Raw genomic sequence first — 24313 nt, forward strand, 5'->3', positions numbered from 1 at the left:
GTTTTCTTTATCAGCCGATAGAAGGACACTATGGATGATTTTCGAGCAGTACAATGAGCATAGTAATTCGTGCCAAAAAACAAAGCCTACAATTCGTTTTAGTAGTTTTTTCCATCACCTGTAGCCTGTTGCTGACTGGCTGTATGCAAAGCAATGCTGCCACTCAAATCAGTTTTGACTCCGACGAAACTGTCACCGAACCTATGCTAAGAAGTGTTAATGCCGCCTTTCGTACCACTATACTTGGCGGAAACTGGTACTATCAGGGCGCTCAGGCAGTCAATGGTACTATTAACGCCTATATCCAAATTCCAGACAAACTCAACATGAGCAGAAGTGATCAGGAAAAATATCTGCAAATGTCACTTTGCCCGTCATCCAATAAACACGTGATGTGGGAGCAAATCAAAGATATCCCTTTGTCTGTACACGTCTACACCTACAATAAAAAACACACAATTTTTGCTCATTGCGAAAATCCCATTAGCAAGGTCTAACAGACAAATAATTTCTGTGGTTAATAAAAGTTCAGCAGTTATTCAGCGAGACTGTTCTAAAGTTATTTTACATACTGAGGAGAGTCATTATGAAACGCATATTGATCGGATTGACAACATTACTGCTGTTCACCAGCGCAACGGCAATCGCTGGTAAACACAACAGTTATTACGACTATGGCAGAGTCATCAAAGTAACGCCCGTTTTTCACAGTGGTCATGGGCATCACTCTCATCCACATTATCAATGCCGAAAGAAAAAAGTAAGAACCTACTCCCACTACAATCACCATTCTTCAGATGCATCCACTTTTACCGGTGCAGTTTTGGGCGGTGTGGTGGGTAACACACTGGGCAAGAACAGTAAGAACCGAGGCATAGCTACGGTCGCCGGAGCTATAGTGGGGGGCGTTATTGGACACGAAGTAGGTCGCGACCATGATACACGCTATTATAACGAATACCGTGATGACAGGTATCACAATGATGTTCGCTATTACGATGAACATTGTTCACATCACAGGCATCACTCCCATCATGGCAAAAAATTGAAAGGCTATGAGGTAGTTTATCGCTACAAAGGGGAACGATTCAGCACTTTTACCAGGCACCATCCGGGTAATCGAATTCGGCTGGAAGTAAGCGTCTCCCCAACAATGTACAAAAGAAAATAAGAGGTTACACTAGAGGTTGCCAAAAGAGTGAACAGCCAAAGTAAGATTTAATGTATCTGCACTGTTCATTAGGTAACCTAAATTTTTCGGAAAATTTAATGCAGTTTTTGAAGTATATAACGCTTATCGCCTTTCTGTTTTTGAGTCTTCAGAGCATGGCCTCTGAGTCAGCGAGAAGTAAAGCGGAGGCGGCTAAATTAGCACAACGTCAGGTCTCAGGAAGAGTGCTGAAAGTAGAAAAACTTGGTGACAAGTACCGGGTCAAAATATTACAAAGCTCCGGTAGAGTCATATTTATCGAAATTAATAAAAAATCTGAAGAGCGGCAAGAAGGACGAAGTTAATGAGGATATTAATTGTAGAGGATGATGCACGCCTCCTGACCCAGCTGGATCAGCTGATGCAAAAACAAGGCTACAGTGTAGATTTAGCGGATGATGGCAAAAAGGCTCAATTCTTGTTTGAAGAATACCCCTACGATGCCGCCATTGTGGATGTAGGTTTACCAGAAATAGACGGTTTTGAATTGCTAAAACGGATCCGCCAAAAGCACATCAGTTGCCCGGTTTTAATACTTACTGCCCGGGATCGCTGGCAAGAAAAAGTGGAAGGGCTGGATGCCGGTGCCGATGACTATTTGACTAAACCCTTTCAGGAGGAGGAGTTATTGGCCCGAGTTAATGCCTTGATCAGGCGTTCCTCTGGACAATCCAGTCCTAAAGTGGAAATTGGCCCGATAACACTGGACACGGTTACTCAGGAAGTTTTGGTGAATGGCGAGTCTTTGGATCTGACTGCTTATGAGTACAAAGTCATTGAATATTTAATGATGAACCCCAAAAAGATCATCTCCAAAACCGAATTAACCGAACATATTTACGATCAGGATTTTGATCTGGACAGCAATGTCATCGAAGTCTTTGTGGGTCGATTGCGCAAAAAGCTAGACCCTGACAATAGCTATAAACCCATCGAGACGCTTCGAGGCCGCGGATATCGCATTAATCGCCAATTATGAAGCCAATTTCCTTAAAAGTACGCACTTTTACAGCAGCGCTTATTGCGCTGTTGTTTTTTATCCCACTAATGAATTATGCGTTGCAGCAAGCTTATTCAGCCAGTATCCATCAGGCTACGTTTGAGCGGCTGAGGTTGTTGAGTTTAACTTTGATATCTGAATTCGAAATAGAGGGAAAAGCCGTCTATATGCCCGAACTTATGATTCATGGAGAATTTAATTTACCGGACTCAGGTATCTACGGCATTATTCACAATTATGACAAGCTGGTTTGGAAATCCATGTCAGCTATTAACTGGCAATGGCCAGAAATTCAAAATTTTCCGATAGCCGGCAAATCGCAATTTGTGACGATTCCCGATGAAGAAAAACAAAAGACTTATTTTCGCTATAGCTACACCGCTGAATTTGAAACAGACATAGGTTTATCGCCTGTGGCATTTCATGTATTCATGGACAAAGCCACATATGATGAGGAAATCGCTCGCTTCGAATCTACCCTGCTCAATTGGTTAGGAGTTATCACCGCACTCTTGTTACTATTATTGGTATTTACCTTAAACACCGCTTTAAAACCTATCAATAAATTGGTAAATGAGATCACTGCTATCAAGAAGGGACGCAACACCCGCATTACTCAACTGTATCCCCCCGAGCTTGAAACCTTAAAAGATAATCTCAACCATTTACTCAGCACGGAAGAAAACCAGCGAGAGCGTTATAAAAACAGCCTGGGAGATCTGGCTCACAGTCTGAAAACACCGCTTGCAGTACTTTCAGGTCTTAAAAACCTGCCAGACGATGGTAAAGAGCCGGTAACCCAAATTGATCAAATTATTCAGCGACAACTAAAACGAGCAGTGGCTGGTACGGGTAGTCGCTGGAATCAGAGTGTTGCACTGCAACCTTTAGTGGATAAGCTCACAGCGGCGATGGAGAAAGTGTACGCCGAAAAGTATATCGTCATTGAGCACGAAATTATCGACAATGCCGAGTTTTCCGGAGACGCCACAGACCTGATGGAGCTACTGGGCAACCTGATGGACAATGCCTGTAAAGCCGCCAAACAAAAAGTTCTCATTGAAGTCCAGCAAAGCGATAATTTTTTGGAGCTATCTGTCAGTGATGACGGGCCGGGGATACCTCAGGATAAACAAAATCTGCTGCTTGAGCGCGGCAAGCGCCTGGACAGCTACGAATCAGGACAAGGCATTGGGATGGCCATCGTGTCAGATTTAGTTTCAGCATACCAAGGGCAGATAGAAATGGGGACATCTGAGTACGGGGGCGCAAAAATCACCCTAAAATTTCCGCGCCAGGCAATTTAAGCAAGTTTAAAGCTGGCAATTTCTCTACGCAAGCTATCCAACTCCTTCATGCTGGTTTCGTTAGACTGTAATGTTGTCTTTGCCCCTTGAGAAGTTTTCTCCGCTAACTCCATAATACTGGATAAAGTTTGATTTATTTCCTGGGTTACCATGGCCTGTTGCTCTGAAGCCGCAGCGATCTGATTATTAAAATCAGAGATCTCCACTACTGCGCTGGCGGTTTCTTCAAATGATTGAGACGTCTGTTTACCTTTTTCCAGACAGGCCAGCGTGCTCTCTCTGGTACTCTCCATACTACTTACGGCTTGCTGCGCTTTTTCCTGTAACCGTTCCACCAGATCCTGGATATTAATCGTGGACTCGCGAGTCCTTTGAGCAAGTGATCTTACCTCGTCGGCAACTACAGCAAATCCTCGACCGCTTTCTCCTGCTCTGGCCGCTTCTATCGCGGCATTTAGTGCCAATAAATTGGTTTGCTCAGCAATGGACTGAATTGTATCTGTTACTGTGCCAATATTATTTGTTTCGTTTAACAAACTTTCCAGATTCTCTGCAGCCATATCCACCTCTCCCGCCTGGCGGGTGATGATATCCCTGGTGTTTAATGCGATGTTTTTGCCATCCTGCACCTTTTTTTTGGCCATCTCAGAGACCTGGCTGGCATCACTGGTATTGCGTGCAATTTCATTGGTTGTAGCCCCCATTTCCTCCACAGCGGTAGCGACCATTTCAGTTTCCTGCTTTTGCTTATCGACATTCTTTCCAGTTTCCAATAATGTTTCTGAACTTAGCTCTGAAATATCAGCAAGTTTGTTTGCCTGTAGTGATACCTTCTTAATTGTCGTATTGAGTACTGCAAGGAAATGGTTAAAAGCCTTGGCCACTTCGGCCAACTCATCTTTTCTATTTTCGTCCAAGCGATAAGTCAAATCGCCATCGCCATCAGCCACCTGCTCTAATCTTTCAATTAGATTCCGTATAGGCAAAACAATTGAACGGCTAACCACTAAGGGTAAGAAAATTGCAATCACAACTGCTACGACCGATGTAACTATCAACAGCTTCAGTGCAAACAGTTCTTTGTTCTCTGCTTGAACAGCTCTGTCCTTGGTAAATCCCTGCACTTCATCCAGCAGCTTGATTAATTGGTAATCAATCTTCTTTTCACGTTCATAGATACTGCCTTCTAATTCCACTATAGCTTCAAACTGCCCCGATTTCGCCAATGAAATAGCCTGATTGGTATCATTGTGCAAAAGTTGCAACTCTCCTTTGGCTTGTTCCAGAAAACGAATTATCTTTTGATATTCAGCTTTAGCCTTTTCAGAGTGGGATCGTTTCAGTGCCGCCTGAATAAATTGGTTCAGATTAGCAATTTCCTTTGAAATCACCGATTGAAGTTCGCGGACTTTGTCACTGGCGGCAGAAAGCTTGGTCAATCGATTTGTGTTTCCCTGTTTAGATAGTGCGGCATTTACCAGCACTCGCTGAAAATAAATGGCGTGCTCCAATTGATGCTCGGTGAGTTTGGTGAATTGTTGCATTAGGGGAATATCATCTTCGGCGATATCAATGACGTCTTTCCCCAGATTCATCATTTGATAGATGGCAATGCCCCCCATCAGAAGCATGACAAACAGTTGCAAGAAACCCTGAGCATAAATTTTTTGTGCGATCGTAAACTGGCAAAACATAAGTAAAAAATCAAAAAGTAGAACTTTTCCAGCCCCGAAAATAGCAGGCTAAGTTGAGCTAAACCAGCCTCATCGGTGATTTTTAGACTAAAGTATGAAAGCGCTCACAATCAATAAAATTAGGCTTTTGAGTAAAGTACCTATCTAAATCTAGTTAACCTTATAGGCAGTTACAACGTATCTCATATCGGTACCCGACTGAACGGAATTAAAGGGATAACAAGTGATCAATGTTAAGCTACTGGCTAATGTTTCCTCTACGATACCAGCCTGTGTTTGGTGTGTAATGCGTGCGGAGTCTACACGATAGAGAGTTTTGCCATACAGTGTTTCCACCTCAATCAGCTCTCCTGGTTGCACCGTTTCAAGAATTGCAAAATGCGTATCCCTATGGCCAATCAAGACGCTGTTGCCGGGTTGTCCCGGAAAAGCTGACTGTACAAGGTGTCCCGGCCCAAAGGCAATGATTGCATCAGAGCTGCCGGCCAGCACATATAACGGTTTACCCTGAGCCGGAATACTCAGTCTGGCAACAGGCCAGGTGTCGGCCCATGGCCAGGGCGGCGAAGGTTGTTCCGTACGCAAGGTTTCTTGCCAGGACTTAGCAATTAACAACTGTGCCAAAGACGCTTTCGCCTGAATCCAGACACCCTGCCCAAACTGCCAAAAGCCAGCCAGCAACAATACAATTATTAACGTCTTACGCCAGGTAAAAAAAGGGGCTCTGGCTTCATATAATGGCTCACTACGCAACATGACTTGCCCCTGAGTTATCCGAATGTTTGATTGAAAACCAGTGCCAAATCGTTAATAAGACTGCCATTAGCAATAACATGCCTGATAAAAGAAACCTGTGTTCTGTATCCAAACTAGTAGAGGGCATCTGCGCCAGCAACGGATATTTGTTAAGGTTGCTGTTAAATGTTGGGTCTATCGCAATTAAACTGGTGTAAGGGCTAACCAGTTGATGCTGCAATGCCACCCGCACAATGTTTTGCTGAAAATTCTGCTCACTTTGTATATCGCTGAATGACATAAGCCGTTGTTTGCCGAGCAGGTCCTGTATTTTCTCCTTTGCCCAATATTTGGCAATGCCACTGTGCTTCGCCAAATAATCCAACTCCAGAGTTTGTTGCCATGCCGAATCCCCTAAACGACCAGAGAAACGAACATCAGTTACAGCCGATGGCGCTTTATATGCGATGACAATGGGCTCACCTTGATACAAATCCGGAATAATTTCAGGGTAAACTTCAGCTTCAATATCCGTGTATACAGTAAGATCAGTTAAAGCTGGCTGCGCTAACTTTCTGAGTAGCTGTTGCATACGCTGCTCTATTTGTTGTGGTGAGGATATGTAGGTGTATGTTCCCCTGCCCAACTGTGCCGCCTGCACCATAAAATAACTATTTGGAGCCGCACCAATGCCAACGGTAAAAAGACGGGTGTCCCCTAAACGGGACTGAATTTCCGTCAACATACTGTCTTCATAACCAATTGCGCCATCGGTAACAAAAACCACTTGCCGAAGCCCTTCTGCGGACTGTTGCGTCAGCAATGCTAGATCAAATGCCTCATAGATGTTCGTACCTCCATCAGCTTTTAACTGCTTCACAAAATCTTTGGCGCTCTGTCTGCTACTGGCATTGACAGACCTTACCGAATTCCATAATGCTGAAGCCGAGGAATTAAACTCAATAATGTTAAACGCATCTTGTTCCGTTAACTCATCAATAGCCAACAATAATGCCTTTTTAGCCTGTTCTATCGCCTGCCCTCCCATAGAAGAAGATGTATCAATCACCAGGGTAACTTCGCGAGCTAAATCGTATTGAGGAACCTGTTGCCCCGGTAACACCATTAACAGGCCGTATTCACCGTCAGACCGGGCCTCCCGATAATGTAAAACCTCTGGCTGTGCATTTTGATATCGCCAGACTAGTTCCATATCCCTGTCGGCAATGGCCGGAGACTTGAGTTTTACGTCATAACTAAAGTTAGCGTCATGACTTTGATGAACGGGAAAATGTGGGCTTTCAAGGTATGCCAACTCACGCTGAGCATGTAATTTAAATTTCATGTCCAGACGAGGCAAATTCTCTGAGGCAATACCTGAAGCTTCAAGATCGGGGGCGCCAAACCGCGGAATAAAGGTTGTGGGCAGACGCAACCTGAACTCTCCATCAACATAGCGCGCTCTTTGCTGAAATTGAATTTCGATTTCCACTTCTTCATGAGGTCCGATATTTGCCAATTCAGTGCTAAACAAATTTGCACGTTGCTGGCTAACCATTGATGCACGCTGCCCCTGTTGCTGCGCTCGTCGAAAAGTTGCCTCTGCTATTCGCTTCTCTTTCACTACGCCAACTATCTCACGCTTTCCAATGCGCATTATGAGGGAATCCACCGCTGCATCCTCAGGGAGAGGAAACTGATACCGCCCCTGTAGTACCTCGTCGCCAGGATTTCTGAATCGCTGAACCAAAGTTGAGCGCGCCACAATTCCGGAGACTTCAGTAGCGAAATCATTGTACTCAGAGGTTAGTATCATGGGAGTCGACTGCGACTCCTCTGAACTTTGCAATTGCTTTTCAGCGTCAGGGGCTTGTATATCCTCATCAGCGGACATTTGGGTTTCTGAAGTCGTTTGCTGTTTAAACACCAGCAAGCCGTTGATAACTGATAACTCCCATTGAGACTGTCGTTTTTGATGCTCGTCAGCGGTTGCAGGTAATGATAACCAGAGAGCCCATAACGACAATGCCAGGAAAGCCATGCCCTGAAGCATGGCTAACGATTTCCTGAACCAATCAAAAGCTGTTTTAAAACACCGGGAAATGATGGCCAACTGCCCTCTTCCCCATTCCAGATGATGGCTGCGCACTTTATTCCCCTATTGTTTAGCTGTCATCACAGAATCATCGGAGGTCAATCGAACCACCACCCGGCGATCAAAAAAGTCATTTTCCCAGGTTTGTTTTACTGTCACTGGCTGAGCTTCGCCATAACCAGCGGTCTCAATCTGTGCAGCATCTACACCTACAGACAATAAGTAGCGCTTCACCTGGTCGGCACGCTTCTCTGATAGTTGCAGGTTGTACTCTTCGTCACCGCGACGGTCGGCATAGCCAAATAGCTGCACCACCAGCTTGGGATCTCGTTTTAATTGCGAAGCCACTTTGTCCAATTGTTCAACATAGTGTTGCTCTAATTGCCAGGACGCAGTTTTGAACTGAATATTTGCCTGAGCCTCCAAAAACTCGGCCAGGATAACAGGTGTGCTGGACTTTTCCATGGCAGCTACCTGAACGCCAGACTGCTGAGCCTGCAATTGTTTATAAGCCAATAAGGTAGCTTCATAGTCTTTCTGCATTGCCAGCAGTTCGGCCTCTGAGTGACTTAGTCGGGCTAGCAAATCTTTGTTTTGGGCCTTATCCGTGATGTCTTCTCCAATAAAAATCCCCAATACACCACCAATAACTCCACCTACCGGACCTGCGATACCAGCACCTATTGCCGCGCCACTACCCATGCCAATCAGGATGTTCTTTTCTTCCTGTTCTTTATAGTCAACCTGAGGGGCCGCCTGTGCAAAGCCCGAAAGGCAGAAGGAAGATAAAATGGATAATGTCAGTACAGTTTTTGTCATAGTGTTGTTTTTCATAATGCACCTCAATGGTATTTGCTTTGTGTGCTTACTATTAAAAACCTGTGGGATGGCCGTTTGATGGAAAAAAAATGGCAATGTGGCGAGCAATTATGGCAACAATATGTCGCGATGGATTGAATTAAAAAAGTGACATTTACGAGCCCAAATGTGGCGAAAAAATGGAAATTACCACACGAAGACATTTAACTCTGGTTCAGCTGGAATTTTTTATTATGCTAAGGGTCATAATCACAACCAGAACCCAACCTGAGAAATGAGAAAGACGATGAATGGAAAGCGTGTAAAAGGAATACTTTGGTTGAGCTCCATTATTGTTATTGCATTTTTGTTTTATCTAAACCTGGAGAGTTATCAGGAACAGAGACTGCATTTGTTGCTCAATGATTTATTATTGTCTTGGTAATCAATTTAAGAAGTTTATATGTCCAAAAGAATCGCCCTGGTAGAAGATGACTTCGCCATCAGAGATAATTATCACGCAGCCCTAAGTAAACAAGGTTATGAAGTGTTTTGCTATGAGGATCGAAGTAGTGCTGCTGAGGCCTTTCAGCAACGACTTCCTGATTTGGCCATTATTGATATTGGTCTGAAAGAGGAAATTGATGGAGGTTTTACGCTATGCCAACAATTGCGCGGCCAGTCGCCTTCTCTTCCCATCATATTTTTTACCGCCAGAGACAACGATTATGACACCATTTGCGGCCTGCGGATGGGCGCTGATGATTACCTGACCAAAGATATCAGTCTGCCCCATTTATTAGCCAGAATTGCTGCCTTGTTTCGCCGAACTGAATTACTGAAACAACCCGTCAATCAAGACGATGTTCTGGAGTCAGGTGATTTAAGCATGGACACCAATCGCATGACAGTTTGTTGGCAACAACAACCCGTAGAATTGACCGTTACCGAGTTTTGGATGCTATTCGCTATTGCCCGACACGCAGGGCATGTTAAAAGTCGGCAACAACTGATGGATGAATCCCGCATGGTAGTGGATGACACAACCATTACCTCTCATATCAAACGCATCCGACGCAAATTCCAACAATCTGACGCCAGTTTTGATCGTATAGAAACGGTCTACGGCATGGGTTATCGTTGGAAAAGTCAGTAAGCCAAGATATCGGTTAAATCTACATGTGGCATTTTCGCGTCGGTATCCGTTTCAAGCTACTGATACTCTCTTCGTTCCTGTTTACCATCCCCTGGCTGGGGTACAAGTACATGTGGGAACTGGAAAATTACCTGCTATTGGGTCAGGAACAAACTCTGATGGGTACTGCCAGGGCCGTAGCCACCGCCTTGCATGAACGCCCTGCTTTGTTCGATACCCAGGCCAGCTATCAACAAGATGTGATTCCCGGGCGCGATCTCTATGCCCATCGCATTGTGGATCCCATTCGTTTAGATGGTCGACTGGCTGACTGGCTGGATTACAGGCATCTGGCAATAAACTACGGCGAATCATACGTACTAGGCGAAGTCGAAAACTACCAGGCCGAAGACATGCACTTTACCCACATGGTTGGGATCTACGACGTCTATCTATACGCGTTTTTTGAAGTCACCGATGACCAAACGGTAATGCGTGATAAAAATAGCTTGCGAGTAGATCGCAATGACTTTTTACATATAGCACTGACAGACAGAGACAAACGCTTTCACCGCTACCTGATATCCAATTATGATTCCGGCTGGGTTAACGCCTGGGAATTACCACCCGTCAATGATTCCTTCAGACCGCTGGGTATTGAGTCCCGTATTCAGGGCCACTGGCAAATAACAGAAAAAGGCTACAACATTGAATTGCGTATTCCGCTTGCCATGCTATCGGATAAAATTGCTTTTGAGATCAATGATGTTGATAGCATCGATTCGCCGCATGTAGAACTAAAAATCGGTACAGCCAATCCAGCACAACCAGATTCATTAGGAACGGTTTTAGTCCCCTCACCGGAAATAGAACGCATAGTTAAAGGGCTACAACACTCCGGAGCCAGAGTTTGGGTAGTAGACAAACACAAACGCGTAATGGCTCGTTCCGGTGATATTTTCTCTTCCGTTGGCCTTGAAGCTCGCCTGGCGAAACCTTTGCCACCAGAGAACCTGTGGGAGGAGTTTGAACAAAAATATTTATTCCCGCTCTATTACAATATTTTAACCCGTCCTCCTGAGGATTTTGTTGATGAGCTGACAGACGCTTATGCGCTGGAAGGTCAGGACATAGACAATGCCTTGCAAGGTGTTGCAGACAGCTTATGGCGCCTGACACCAGATAATAAGGCAGTTATCTTATCAGCAGCACACCCGGTTTATCTGGACGATAAAGTGTTGGGGGCGGTCGTTGTAGAACAAACCACCAACGGCATAAGAAGCCTAAAAAACAAGGCCCTGGAAGACTTGTTTAACATCATTCTGATTGTGATGATTTTAGGAACATTAGCATTGTTTTTATTTGCATCGCGGATTTCATCCCGAATTCGCAGACTGCGCAATCAGACCGAACAGGCCATCGACGGGAATGGCAAAATACTGACTAACATTCCGGTCTCTAACACTCAGGATGAAATTGGCGATTTATCGCGAACGTTTCATAGTGTGTTGGATAAGCTGCAGCAATATCACAATTACCTGGAGAAAATGGCGTCTCGCTTATCCCATGAATTGCGCACGCCTGTGGCCATTGTCAAATCTTCCATGGAAAATCTGAGCCTGGAATCGCCAACCGAACAACAGCAACCTTACATTAGTCGGGCACAGGAAGGCATCCAAAGGCTCAGCAAGATACTCACAAATATGAGCGAGGCTTCCAGGTTAGAAAACGCACTTCAGGCCACTGAGCCCGAAGAGTTTGATTTAGTGGCGTTACTGGAAAGTTGCTCTCATGGCTATCAGCTAGCCTACCCTGAACGGGTGTTTTATTGCGATTTTCGCTATAAGGAATTGATGCTGACAGGTGCACCAGATCTGTTTGTGCAAATGCTGGACAAGATCACAGCTAATGCGGTTGATTTTAGCCCTTCTGGTGGTCGCATCGATATTTCCTTAATTGCCGAACATCAAAGGCCGGTTCTACGAGTTGCCAATAAGGGCGCATTGCTTCCTGAGGATATGCAGGAACAGCTGTTTGACTCCATGATATCGGTACGCCACGTTCAACAACAAGACACACCGCACTTGGGGCTGGGTTTGTTTATCGCCCGAATCATCGCCGAATACCATAAGGCAAAAATCCGAATACGCAATTTAGACGACCAATCAGGCGTGGAAGTAATACTGTTATTTTAGGTTTGTTCTGATGAATTTATTGGCAGAACAGCTGAATCCACTTGCGAAATTTTGTATATGGCAAATACTTATACCAGTTCCATTATATATTTGCCCTCAGCGCGGCCTCAGGGACATTAATTTGAAAGTAACAAACGCTAAACCAAATGCATGTCGTTAAATTTTTATTAGTTTGTACTGGCTGCTGGCTGACAACAACCGCCCAAAGCCAAGAGCCAATTCAGGTTTATGCCGGAATTACCTATGGTGTACAACATTTGGAAGACGACAAGCCCGCCGGCCGTGCCACACAGGTGATACAAACCTTATTAGATGCCACCCAGCAACCTTACGAAATTCTGATGATGAATTGGGCTCAGGCGCAAAGACAAAGTCAGGAAAATACCAATTCGCTAATATACGCTATTGGTCGTACTGCAGAGCGGGAAGACAAGTACAAGTGGTTAATACCCTTGGCAGGATTACAATTACAAATTGCCAGATTAACCAGCCGCCCGGAATTAAACATTGTGCAATTCGAACAACTCAAAAACTACAAAGTCGCTGCGGTACGGGCATTGTCTACCCACAACATGTTAGAAGAAGCGGGGTTTACGGAATCTGAGCAGCTTTTATTAGTAAACTCTTCGTCGCGATTATTGAAAATGCTGACCTCGCAATTGGTAGACTTTGTTTTTTACGAACCCTCCATTACACCTCAAATTCTGGTGCACTTTGGTTATCAATCGGACTTGCTAACTGTAACAGAGATTCAGTTACCAACGCCCGATCCGGTTTTGTATCTGGCCGCCAACCCCAAGCTCCAAAAACAGATAAGCGATTTGATAATCGAAACTCACTTCAAACTTATACAGAATGAGAAATATCAGGCATTACTTAAGAATGTTCTCCCCTTTTCTCAAGCCCCTGGATTCTGAGATTCCGGGTGTTGTTCCTCGGAAACTTCATTACTGATATCTCCACCTGCCAACAAAAGCGCAATCCAGCGAGTATCCGGATTGGATTCCAGGATGATTTTACCAATCATGGTTAAAGGTACTGACAGCAACATACCAACTGTACCCAGCAGCCAACCCCAGAATATCAATGATAAAAACACCACTAATGTAGACAAGCCCAATCCTTTGCCCATGTATCTAGGCTCAATAACATTGCCCATTACGGTATTAATGAAAATATACCCAATGGCCACGATACCGGCAGAGGCAGAACCCAATTGAATAAGTGCCAGTAAAACCGCGGGAATTGCGGCAATGGCAGAACCGATATTTGGAACATAATTTAATAAAAACGCCAGTACACCCCACAAAAAGTAATGATCTAAACCAAGCACATACAAAAAGGTACCCGCCAATACCCCCGTACCTAAACTCACCACGGTTTTTATTACCAGGTAATTCTTAACGGAAGCTAATACCTTATCCACCTGGTTCATCCGCATGGTGGGGTCATCCAGCGCAATATGAACTTTATGAGGCACACTGTCAGCCTCCATCAGCATGAAAATAACCGTCAGAAGTATCAACAGAAAGTTACCTAACACACCAGACAATCCAGACAACAGGTTAGTAGCTACATTCATTGCCATGCCCGGATCCAGGTAAGAAAGTAATTGCTCTTTGTTAATCTGAATATTAAAACTTTGCAGTTGCGTCACTACCCAGACAAACTCGTTTTGTAACTGCTGCTTGTACAAAGGCATCTTTTCAGAAAAATCATTCATGGATTGGCCTACCAATCCCGCTAACATGAATCCAAAAACCACGATAGTCAGTATTACTAACAGTACTGAGATACCTTTGGGAACATGGTATTTGCTCATCCACTTAATTATCGGGTGGCTGGCCATGGCAATGAAAATCGACAACAAAAAGGGCACGACGATGCTACTTGCTGCCTTCACTCCGGCAAGTATTATCACCAGGGCGGCGCAAACCAATAACACCTTAATTGTTGTAGGTAGACGATTTTCCATGTAATTTTCCCATAGTTTTTAGTACAAGCTTTAGGGCCTGTTAACTTTTTGCAAAAAGTAGCAGATAGGCTTTGTGTTAACCAGTTATATTCAGTTTTTATGGTGTAAAATGCCATAAGAGCAGCAGGAAATTGAAACTCAGAATGAACTTAAATCAAGCAGTAATAAGAATTAAAAACCTACGCCTTAGGACTTTCATCGGCATTAAGGAAGATGAAATCAACAACAAGCAAGATGTTGTGGTAAATGTTGTCATTCATTATCCCGCCGACAGCGCTACCGACTCGGACAAAATGAATGATGCGCTAAACTATCGAACCATTACCAAAAAAATTATTGCTCATGTAGAAAATAATCGCTTTTCATTGTTGGAAAAGCTCACTTCAGACGTGCTGGAAATTGCCAGCGAGCACGAGTGGGTAACTTATGCTTCAGTGGAAATTGACAAACCCCACGCGCTACGCTTTGCGGATTCCGTATCATTAACCCTTAGTTGCTATAGAGAGTAATCATGAAAATACTGCTGACCGGTGCATCTGGACTAATAGGACGAGAAATCATTAAACATGCGGTAATAGAAAAGCATGAAGTGATTGGGGTCAGCAGAGATGTGAATAAAGCTAAGAAGCTTTTGCGAAAGTTTTACGGTCCGCAGGTCGCTGCAAAAGCTGAATGGGTTAACAGTCTGGATGCCCTCAAAAATCTGGATGAGTTTGATGTGGTGATTAATCTCGCTGGTGAGCCGATTATCAACAAGCGCTGGAGTAAGGAACAAAAGCGAACCCTGGAAAATAGTAGGTGGTTAATGACCAAGCGTCTGGCAGATTTAATCAAAGCCAGCAACTCCCCGCCAGAAGTATTTATTAGTGGCTCAGCCGTAGGCTATTACGGTCGTCAGGATGACAAGCCCATATCAGAAGACTATGCGGATGTTCATGACGAATTTAGCCATCAACTGTGCAAAAAATGGGAATCTCTGGCCCTGTCAGCCGCCACAGACACTCGCGTGTGCCTGGTACGCACAGGCATTGTGCTCAGCAACAAAGGTGGTGCGCTGGACAAAATGCTACCGCCTTTCAAGTTTGGATTGGGTGGCCCAATTGGTGATGGCTGCCACTATATGCCGTGGATTCATCTGGAAGATATGGCCAGAGGGGTGATGTATCTAATACACAATCATCAATGTCAGGGCCCATTTAACTTCACCGCACCAGAATCGGTAAACAACAAAACCTTTAGCAAAACTCTGGCAAAAGTCATTTCTCGCCCAGCCTTGATCCCTATGCCGAAAAAGGTGCTACAAATCATGATGGGAGAAATGTCAGACTTACTCACTACCGGACAAAATGCAGTACCAGAAAAGCTCATTAAAGCGGGCTTTAAATTTATGTACCCAAAACTGAAAACGGCATTAGAGGATTTGAATTTATAATAAGTTTCAGGCAGTCAGGAGGTTCGCCAATTTTAGCCTGTGGATCACATCAAAAGGCCGCTAATGCGGCCCATTAAAAAGTGACTCAATTAATCGCTGGCTGCAGCCGCCATAGCCATTCGGGTGAGTACCGGACCCGCTAGTGGAATATCCGCAGAATTACGACCAAACTGATGACGCTCTATTTCGCCGTCACTACTGCGTAAAATGTATTGGTACTGAGTCGACGGACGGCGCACTGCCACATCAGCTTTACCATCACCGTCATAATCCGCAACGATCGGAATGTCTTCCGCCTGTTTGCCAAAGTTGATGCGCTGAATTTCTCCGTCAGAGCTGTTCAGTATGTAAAAATACTGATTGGAAGCCCTACGCACCGCCACATCCGCTTTACCGTCACCGTCATAATCTGCAGGAACCGGAATATCAGCCTCATCACGACCAAATACAATTCGCTCTATTTCGTTATCGCTGGAGCGTAAAATATACCAGGTGTGATTAGACGGTCTGCGCACTGCAATATCTGCTTTGCCATCGCCGTCATAATCAGCCGGCACCGGAATATCGCCTTCCTGCTTGCCAAAGTTAAAGCGCTGAATTTCACCATCGCTGGAATTCAAAACATACCAGTACTGATTGGACGGCCTGCGCACCGCAATATCGGTTATACCATCACCGTCATAATCAGCAGGCACCGGAATATCCTCAGCCTGTTTGCCAAAGTTAAATCGCTGGATTTCACCATCAGAGCTGTTCTTAATGTACCAGTATTGATTAGAGGGCCGTCTCACTGCCACATCAGCAACGCCATCGCCATCAAAATCACCAGATACCGGAATGTCGTTTAGGGCAAGACCAAAACGCTCTCGTAAAATACCTTCATTCGATGACTGCAAGATATATTGCATGTTATTGGAAGGTCGGCGTACACCAATATCTGCTTTGCCATCACCATCGTAATCAAAGGCAACTGCGGATGAACCCTGCAGTGGAAAAGCATCTTCACCATCAGGAATACCATCGCCATCTGAATCAGGATTAACCATGGAAGTGCCCAAAAGATACTCTTGCAGATTGCTCAAACCATCATTATCTAAATCAGTTAATGCGTCGCTGGCATCTCTGGGGTCTAACTCATAAGTCTCTTCAATCTCATTGGGAATGCCATCACCATCAATATCGTCATCTTCGGCATCAACAATGCCATCACCGTCAAGATCGTCTGTAATCCCACTTGAGGGGGGGTGCAGCAAATAGCCACCATTAATTTCCTGAGTTACACTTCCCAGGTTACTGTTGTCGGTATAGGTTATGCGCAATGACAACACCTGACTTTCTAACTCCCCGGTAGGCAGTGTCGCCATGTGATTAAACTCAACCAAATCTGAGAACTCGGTAGTCAGCGACAGCCATTGCCCGTCATCCAGCTTGTACTCCAATGAGCTGAGATTCAGGCTGTTAAAGTTAGCATCAGATGCCAGATATACGGTGTTTTGCTGACCACTAATAATCAGATCCGTAGTCACTTCACCATCCTCAAAAATAGCGCTAATCAAGCCGGGAAAAATAGGTCCCGTATTGGCGGCGATGTCATAAGTTGCACTGCTTTGATATGACTCACCATATAAACTGGTTTGCCAGTTAATCGTCACAGAACTAACATCGCATTGGCTGGTGTTGAGATATAAACTCAGGGTATCGAATGGACCAGTCAATTCACCACCATTTACACAGGCCACGCTGTACTGTGCGTTGAGCCCAGAATGATAAGCCTGGCCGCGCCCGTTGGTGAAGTGAAACCCACGCAAATCCATCAGGTAGTCTGTTCCCACTTCAATTGGTTTACTCATGGTTAACCCAGAGGCATTAAATTGATATTGAAAATCTTCAATGACATTCGTCTGGGATACCGTGTTGATGTCAGATTGCAGAGTGAAATTGAAACTTTCGCTGCTGGCATAGGGAGTCATCCAGCCTGTTCCGAACTCGTTGGCAAAGCCCAGATGCAGCCGCGCTGCAAAATCCTGTGAACTGCTCGCAAGCTGAGTGAACTGAATCTCGTTTTTATCCGTTGCCAGGTAAAATGAAGGCAGTAATGTGCTATTCGCGCTCAGATCAGCAGCCACATAGGGAATATCAGTATCCGCAAAACCCGTAAGGGTAATCTCAGGTTTTTCCCCCTGAGTGTACGTTTTTAGTAAATTCTGAGTGGAATTTAAGTCGTGTACGAGCTGAACAAAGGTGTCTGAATCGTCACTGCGCAATGCCGGAAACCGGACTTGTTCAACAAGACGTGAATCAATCTTGTCCTCAATACTTCCCAGAGCGGTGTAATAGGCCACTCTTTCTGCCGGGTCAGGAGAATCAAAAAATAACTGACTGCGATATTCAACGCTGACAAACCCAATGTTTTGCGAAAATTCGATAAAACTAAAGAGGTTTGTGGTTGCGGTTAAGGCCGAGGGCAGAATATCAACCGATTGCTCATCAAGGGCCTCTCCCAAGCCGACAAGATGGGTTAAATTCGATGGCGATATATTGACACTTTTGTTCTCATCCATGACCAATACATGCTCTTCGTAACCATCTACTAAAACCGCTACGTTTTCTCCTCGCACAGGTATGTTGAGGTGAGTTATTTCAGAGGGTTCAAGCTCATGCTCAACACGGACATACACCTCTGTCTCTGGCGTAAAAATAGTGCGAGTCTCTTCCGGGAAAATATAGTCAAACGCAAAGTTAAGTCCGTCAATACTGTCAACGGATAAACCCGCCGGATTTAAGCCGTCGTGTGTCAATGTTAAGCGATAGCCTCTTTCCAACGTGGCCGGGACGGATAATCTCATCTCGGGAGAAACAAATTGCAGTGCGGAAAAGTAAGTAGTTGAAACATTGTCCGGCGTTATAATCTCTCCAGGTGAATTCACCAATACGCTAAATTCCAGTCTTTGCGCACTATTTGCTGCGACGCTAATAGTCGTTTGCTCCAGCAATACAGAAACCTGCTCAGGCAAGCTATCGGGTAAAATCAAATCAAAACTAATGTCCTCAGCACTGTCATTTTTTATTTCTACAAAGGCCGCATATTCTATTTCGGAAAGAGAATCATCTACCCTTCCGAACGCCAGCCCGGCATCAAATATAGTCACAGCCTGAGCCAGTGCCCCCGTCACGTCCAGGCGCCCGTAGCCCTGAGAATATGCATCAGCACCTAGATCTATGGCAGAAGATATCATCTTGGCTTTGATATCCTGAGGTGTGGCATCCGGAAATTTTTGTTTCATTATCGCAGCCGCACCGGCCACATGAGGGGCAGCCATGCTGGTACCGCTCAATGTTACATTTCCGCCTCCCACCTGCAATGACACAATATCAGAGCCTGGTGCAATAATTTCCGGCTTAAGTTGCTGATAACTGGCACCGCCCCCTTTGGAACTGAACCCGGATACCTGATCCTGCTTAGTACTGGATGCCACCGTAATAGCCGATAATGCAGAGGCCGGAGAAAGCGCGGCAATATCACCATAACTGCCATAGTTTCCGGCGGCGGCGACCACAACAATGCCAGCAGCGACGGCATTTTCTACTGCGACATTGCCAGGTGATTGATACTCTCCCGGTCCACCCAGGCTCAGGTTTATTACATCCGCGCCATCATCGGTCATTAAGTCATCATCAGGATCAATGGCATACTCGATTGCTGCAATGATATCGGAACTGCTACCAAAACCTTCGTCATTTAAAACCCGAAGCGCCATAATGGAGGCTCCTGGCGCGACACCTTTCAAATTGCCATTTGCGGCGATAATACCTGCTACATGTGTTCCGTGACCATCTACATCCATTGGATCATCATCATTTTCAACAAAGTCATATCCACTTACGACTTTACAGCCTGCGCCAAAACAGCCACCGAGGTCGGCGTGACTATAATCAACCCCGGTATCGATAACAGCTACAGTTATCCCTGTACCAGTGAGGCTTTGATTAGCGCTATCGGTTTGGTTCCAGGCGTCGTCGGCATTGATAATCTGAGTGCTGTCTTGTAAGAACTTTTGCACCATTTGCACAGGGTAAATGGCTTTGACTGCAGGGTGCTTATTTAAATAACGGATTTTTTGCCAGTCTCCCTGTACCACCACAGAGTTGTGAACTTTGCTGTTTTGACGAACGACCTTGTCGATTAACTGGCTTTGTTTTAACTCACTGATCAGTACTGCTTGTGCCCGCTCAACTCGCTGACGATGCTGAACCAGTTTCTGCTGGATATGGCTTTTTGCTGCTCGGCCTTTTCCTACCGCACGTTGTGTCTGTTGTTTAATTTGGATTAATGGCTCATCCTGCAACTCAATAATATACTGCGACAGTTGCATCCGGTGCTTAATCTGAACATTCGCATTATCATTGGTGTGCAGAATTCTTGCGCTTTGTGATGACATCGGCTGTTGCGATTGCAACTCTTTCAGTGATGATGGAGAAGCTCCTGTGGATGCTGTGAAAACGGCACTGACCGCAACCGCAATTGTGCATAAGTTCTTGCCATGTAATACCATTTCTTTCCTTAATTGTTGTAATTTTACGTGGCCTAATATAGAAAAGCAGCTCTGGTCTGTCCAGACATACTCATCGATCAAATTGAAAATAATCCATATAAATCAGCCATATAGGCAAATTTTGTAAGCGGTTACAGTTTATTGCTCAATTTACCATCAGCGTAAAATGCAAAAAGGGCCGCGAATGCGGCCCATAAAAAAATGACTCAATTAATCGCTAGCTGCAGCCGCCATAGCCATTCGGGTGAGTACCGGACCCGCCAACGGAATATCGGCTGAATTTCGGCCAAACTGATGGCGCTCTATTTCGCCGTCACTACTGCGCAAGATATATTGGTACTGAGTCGACGGTCGGCGCACTGCCACATCAGCTTTACCATCACCGTCATAATCCGCAACGATCGGAATGTCTTCCGCCTGTTTGCCAAAGTTGATGCGCTGAATTTCTCCGTCAGAGCTGTTCAGTATGTAAAAATACTGATTGGAAGCCCTACGCACCGCCACATCCGCTTTACCGTCACCATCGTAATCCGCAGGTACCGGAATATCAGCCTCGTCACGACCAAATACAATTCGCTCTATTTCGTTATCGCTGGAGCGTAAAATATACCAGGTGTGATTAGACGGTCTGCGCACTGCAATATCTGCTTTGCCATCGCCGTCATAATCAGCCGGCACCGGAATATCGCCTTCCTGTTTGCCAAAGTTAAAGCGCTGAATTTCACCATCGCTGGAATTCAAAACATACCAGTACTGATTGGACGGCCTGCGCACCGCAATATCGGTTATACCATCACCGTCATAATCAGCCGGCACCGGAATATCCTCCGCCTGTTTGCCAAAGTTAAATCGCTGAATTTCACCATCAGAACTGTTCTTAATGTACCAGTATTGATTAGATGGGCGTCTCACCGCCACATCAGCAACGCCATCGCCATCAAAATCGCCAGATACCGGAATGTCGTTTAGGGCAAGACCAAAACGCTCTCGCAAAATACCTTCATTTGATGATTGCAAGATGTATTGCATGGTATTGGAAGGTCGGCGTACGCCAATATCCGCTTTACCATCGCCATCATAGTCAAACGCGACTGCAGAGTTCCCGGTATTAGTGTCTTCAGAAACAGGTAAGGTAACCAGGTCAAGATAAGCCCTGTCGTCACCAGAAGAGACCGAACCATCCTTCTCATAAGTCCAGGTTAAGGTATGTTGTCCTTCTGACAAAGGCTGCGAAACCATGAAGAAATCATTTTCACCTGACCAACTATCAATGAGTTCCCCATCTACATAAAAGTGAAGAAAATCATAGCCGGACTCAGTGGACGTTTTCACATAAAAACTGGCAGTACCCGACTCAAAGGTATTGGTATAACTTATCGTTGATGAACCATCATCTGAGATACTCCCGGAACCAAGACTAAAAGCACCGTCACCCGCAGAACCTGCTGCGAAGCTCCAATCTCCCAACGCCCAATTGTCCAGCCCCTGTGGACTTTCAAAATTGAACGGACCACCGGTATTTACCGAATCCACATCATTAATGTAGGTTTGAGTATTAATGGGGACAACGATATTGTCTATCCAGGCGGTGTCATCGCCATCAGATACAAGCTGATCTTTTTCATATCGCCAGGAAATTACGTGGGCCCCAGCCGTTACAGAAATGCTGTAAGTCTGCCAGTCTTGTTCTCCAGATATACTTTGTACAGCTTCTCCATCAACATAGACCACCAGAAAGTCATAGTCGGCTTCACTGGATACCCTGGCATCAAAATTCAGCAAACCCGCCCCTGTTACAATTAACAGATCAAGCCCACTGGTTTGATTATCGGAAATTGCAGCAGCTTTTAAACTACTCGAACCAGAAGACGCCACATCAGACACTCGACTCCAGGGGGAATCACCGTTAAAACTAAATCTGGCCAATTCTGTGGTTGTTTCAAAATCAAAGTTAACCTCATCACTAAAGGGGTTTGAACTGGCATCATTGGGATCGGTGCCTGCCAAATATTCATCAAGGTTGGAAGTACCATCACCATCCAGGTCACCGTCAGCATCACTGGCATCTGTAGGATCCAGGAATATCGATACCTCCAGGGCATCAGGTAAACCATCGCTATCAGAGTCTGCGTTGTTCACTCCGGTACCCAACAATGCTTCTTCAAGGTTAGTCAGACCATCGGAATCCAGATCTCCGGCGGCATCAGAAGCATCATTCGCGTTAAGTCCATTTTGATTCTCGAAACTATCCGACATGCCATCGCCATCAGAATCAGTGGAAGTAGCAGAGACAACAGAAATAGACTGCTCTGAAATAGTAAAGAAAATATTATCTTCACAAGATAAACGGAAGCGGTAACTTCCTGTTGTTTGAGGTGAAGTAAGAACGGCCAGGCCATCATTATTAATGCCACTAGCCACAGAGCTAAAGCTGCTACCATCGTTATCGCTGACATCCAGCGCTATTGAGCTACAACTGATTGGCGCATTTTGGGAGCCTGCCGTATTCCAGTATAACAGCGATTGTCGTCCCGCCTCCCAGCTGATGTCTGAATTAGGTTTCAGTAATGAAAACCCTTGTCCAGAAGCCACAGTAGTGACCACCATTGCATCGGTAGCGACGCCGCCCTTGCCATCTCTGGCCGTTAACCTGAAGTTCAATGTCCGCGCTGTTGTGGCATAAGCTTCACCAATTGTAGTACTGCCAGATAAAACATCAGCCAGCTGCGGCAATGTTCTGGTGGGTGTGCTTTGGGGAGTAAAAGAACGGAACAACGGACGAGAACCATTATCTGTCATGGTATCCGGACTGGAAGATGCCGAGCCAGTATCCAGTTGCTCCCAAATATAGGTTACGGCATCCCCATCAGGATCGCTTCCCGAGCCAGTTAAGGTAAATGGCGTATTGGCTGGAATAGCATAATCACTGCCAGCATCCACAGTAGGCTGATTGTTGTTTAAGGAGGAGGTAGTTCCGCAGTTACCACCTGAGCCATTATCGATGAAATTGCGAATCTCTTCGATGGAACCGATGTGAAAAATCGCGTCGGAGTTACTCTGGACATTTTCAGAACCGCAAATATTGGCGTAAGCCATGATGGTGGTGCCGCTACCAGGTTCCCAGGCAGTACCACCATTGCGGTTACCACCACAAGAGCCTGCAGTACCATTGTAGGAATGGTTGCCACTGAACTGATGACCAATTTCATGGGCAACATAATCAATGTAAAAGGAATCGCTGGTTGGGAAAGGGTCGCCAGTCACGCCCACAGCTTTGCTGGTAGTACAAACAACACCGAGTCCAGCCAGACCGCCTCCTGCGGTATTAACGATATGACCAATATCATAGTTATTAAAACCAATGGCATTGTTAATGACATCTGAATTTAAATCGATGTCGTCGGTATCATTGTTGAACGGGTCCGTTTGAGCATCGGTAAATATCAGCGCATCATTGCCGTCTACCAATTCAAATTGCACCGCTAAATCCACCAGATAGACCTGATTTAAACGGTTTACCATGGCATTAACTGCAGCTAAGCCATCTTCTACTGTACCACCGTGAAAGGCAGTATACTCTGCAGCCGCAGAGACTGCGAGACGATAAGTCCGCAAAGTATCTCCGGTTGATGCTCTGTTTTGAACAGGCATTTTCTTGTCAACAAAATACTGCTTTAGTTTAGAAAAGTCTTCCGTAAACCGATGTTCTGAAATCGGCTCAGCTTTGCTGCGTAGATAACTAATGTAGTGACTTGTCTGATTGGTAAATTGCGGATCCAGAAACGCCCAGTCGTCCTTATAGCGATACATACCGTGTAAGCCTTTGTGGCTATAGCTAAAGCGGCCGATATTCTCACCTTTTGCATCCAAAGCCTTGTAGGAAAGGATGCCCGGATATTTAGCAGCCAGCGCTGGCGCCATAACACTATCTTTAACTAATGTCAGAGGCAGGCTTTTACCATCAGGAGCCGGGATCACAAGCTCCACACGCTCCTGCCCCAGCATGAAATGTTTCTTCAATGAATCCTGTTGAAAAGTAACATAACGCGCATCACTGGCCCGCGCGTTTACCGCTTGCCCCTGAATATCAATCTTACTGTTATTTTCCTGCCAGAACTGGTTAGCTGACGCTGAGGAGACGCAGAATATTGCCACGGCTCCTAAGGTTTTCAATGTTGTAATTC

17 protein-coding genes are annotated in these 24313 nt (G+C 45.2%); 10 read left to right on the forward strand and 7 right to left on the reverse strand.

The window, feature by feature from the left end:
* Positions 1-53: 53 nt before the first annotated feature.
* From ACXAD8_RS07060 to ACXAD8_RS07080, 5 genes are all read left to right on the forward strand, one after another.
* Positions 54-497, forward strand: a complete 444-nt coding sequence (locus ACXAD8_RS07060; RefSeq protein ID WP_475226592.1) for a hypothetical protein — start codon at positions 54-56, stop codon at positions 495-497.
* Between the two features lie 89 nt (positions 498-586).
* Positions 587-1171: a glycine zipper 2TM domain-containing protein gene (locus ACXAD8_RS07065; RefSeq protein ID WP_475226594.1), complete on the forward strand. Its 585-nt coding sequence runs from the start codon at positions 587-589 to the stop codon at positions 1169-1171.
* A 98-nt stretch (positions 1172-1269) separates the two neighbouring features.
* Positions 1270-1515 (forward strand): PepSY domain-containing protein, encoded by a 246-nt coding sequence (locus ACXAD8_RS07070; RefSeq protein ID WP_475226596.1) that lies wholly within the window; start codon positions 1270-1272, stop codon positions 1513-1515.
* On the forward strand, positions 1515-2189 hold the full coding sequence (locus ACXAD8_RS07075; RefSeq protein ID WP_475226599.1) for a response regulator transcription factor: 675 nt from the start codon (positions 1515-1517) through the stop codon (positions 2187-2189). Before ACXAD8_RS07070 ends, ACXAD8_RS07075 begins: the two co-directional genes overlap by 1 nt.
* Positions 2186-3517, forward strand: a complete 1332-nt coding sequence (locus ACXAD8_RS07080; protein WP_475226601.1) for an ATP-binding protein — start codon at positions 2186-2188, stop codon at positions 3515-3517. The genes ACXAD8_RS07075 and ACXAD8_RS07080 overlap by 4 nt, the downstream gene beginning before the upstream one ends.
* Here ACXAD8_RS07080 and ACXAD8_RS07085 read toward each other — a convergent pair.
* The 4 genes from ACXAD8_RS07085 to pdsO all read right to left on the reverse strand — a co-directional run bounded on the left by ACXAD8_RS07085 (position 3514) and on the right by pdsO (position 8875).
* The gene (locus ACXAD8_RS07085; protein WP_475226603.1) at positions 3514-5163 is read right to left on the reverse strand and encodes a methyl-accepting chemotaxis protein; all 1650 of its coding nucleotides are present in this window, start codon (positions 5161-5163) and stop codon (positions 3514-3516) included. The two genes, ACXAD8_RS07080 and ACXAD8_RS07085, sit on opposite strands and share 4 nt — an antisense overlap.
* A gap of 198 nt (positions 5164-5361) precedes the next feature.
* Positions 5362-5967 carry a class GN sortase gene (locus tag ACXAD8_RS07090; protein ID WP_475226606.1) on the reverse strand — a complete coding sequence of 202 codons (606 nt, stop codon included), beginning with the start codon at positions 5965-5967 and terminating at the stop codon, positions 5362-5364.
* Positions 5957-8095, reverse strand: coding sequence for a VIT domain-containing protein (locus tag ACXAD8_RS07095; protein WP_475226608.1), 2139 nt, complete (start codon positions 8093-8095; stop codon positions 5957-5959). Before ACXAD8_RS07095 ends, ACXAD8_RS07090 begins: the two co-directional genes overlap by 11 nt.
* 9 nt (positions 8096-8104) lie before the next feature.
* Complete coding sequence (pdsO, locus tag ACXAD8_RS07100) at positions 8105-8875, reverse strand: sortase-associated OmpA-like protein PdsO (RefSeq protein WP_475226610.1); 771 nt, start codon at positions 8873-8875, stop codon at positions 8105-8107.
* 427 nt (positions 8876-9302) lie between these two features.
* Here pdsO and pdsR point away from each other — a divergent pair, with 427 nt between their 5' ends.
* The 3 genes from pdsR to ACXAD8_RS07115 all read left to right on the forward strand — a co-directional run bounded on the left by pdsR (position 9303) and on the right by ACXAD8_RS07115 (position 13086).
* Positions 9303-9995, forward strand: a complete 693-nt coding sequence (gene pdsR, locus ACXAD8_RS07105; RefSeq protein ID WP_475226613.1) for a proteobacterial dedicated sortase system response regulator — start codon at positions 9303-9305, stop codon at positions 9993-9995.
* Positions 9996-10018: 23 nt separating this feature from the next.
* Positions 10019-12169 carry a proteobacterial dedicated sortase system histidine kinase gene (gene pdsS, locus ACXAD8_RS07110; protein ID WP_475226615.1) on the forward strand — a complete coding sequence of 717 codons (2151 nt, stop codon included), beginning with the start codon at positions 10019-10021 and terminating at the stop codon, positions 12167-12169.
* A 146-nt stretch (positions 12170-12315) separates the two neighbouring features.
* Positions 12316-13086, forward strand: a complete 771-nt coding sequence (locus tag ACXAD8_RS07115; protein WP_475226617.1) for a hypothetical protein — start codon at positions 12316-12318, stop codon at positions 13084-13086.
* Here the strand turns inward: ACXAD8_RS07115 and ACXAD8_RS07120 are convergent.
* Positions 13068-14144: an AI-2E family transporter gene (locus ACXAD8_RS07120; protein ID WP_475226619.1), complete on the reverse strand. Its 1077-nt coding sequence runs from the start codon at positions 14142-14144 to the stop codon at positions 13068-13070. The two genes, ACXAD8_RS07115 and ACXAD8_RS07120, sit on opposite strands and share 19 nt — an antisense overlap.
* Before the next feature lie 143 nt (positions 14145-14287).
* Between ACXAD8_RS07120 and folX the strand changes: the two genes are divergently transcribed.
* Both folX and ACXAD8_RS07130 read left to right on the forward strand, forming a co-directional pair.
* A complete protein-coding gene (gene folX, locus ACXAD8_RS07125) occupies positions 14288-14653 on the forward strand; it encodes a dihydroneopterin triphosphate 2'-epimerase (RefSeq protein WP_475226621.1) in 366 nt (121 codons plus the stop codon).
* A gap of 2 nt (positions 14654-14655) precedes the next feature.
* Positions 14656-15576 (forward strand): TIGR01777 family oxidoreductase, encoded by a 921-nt coding sequence (locus ACXAD8_RS07130; RefSeq protein WP_475226623.1) that lies wholly within the window; start codon positions 14656-14658, stop codon positions 15574-15576.
* A gap of 89 nt (positions 15577-15665) precedes the next feature.
* On the opposite strand, the gene ACXAD8_RS07135 is transcribed toward ACXAD8_RS07130, so the two are convergent.
* Together ACXAD8_RS07135 and ACXAD8_RS07140 are read right to left on the reverse strand one after the other, a co-directional pair.
* A complete protein-coding gene (locus ACXAD8_RS07135; RefSeq protein ID WP_475226625.1) occupies positions 15666-20129 on the reverse strand; it encodes a S8 family serine peptidase in 4464 nt (1487 codons plus the stop codon).
* 210 nt (positions 20130-20339) lie between these two features.
* Positions 20340-24302, reverse strand: a complete 3963-nt coding sequence (locus tag ACXAD8_RS07140) for a reprolysin-like metallopeptidase (protein WP_475226628.1) — start codon at positions 24300-24302, stop codon at positions 20340-20342.
* Positions 24303-24313 lie beyond the last annotated feature (11 nt).

It is taken from the genome of Planctobacterium sp. AWH2_060, from assembly GCF_056158425.1.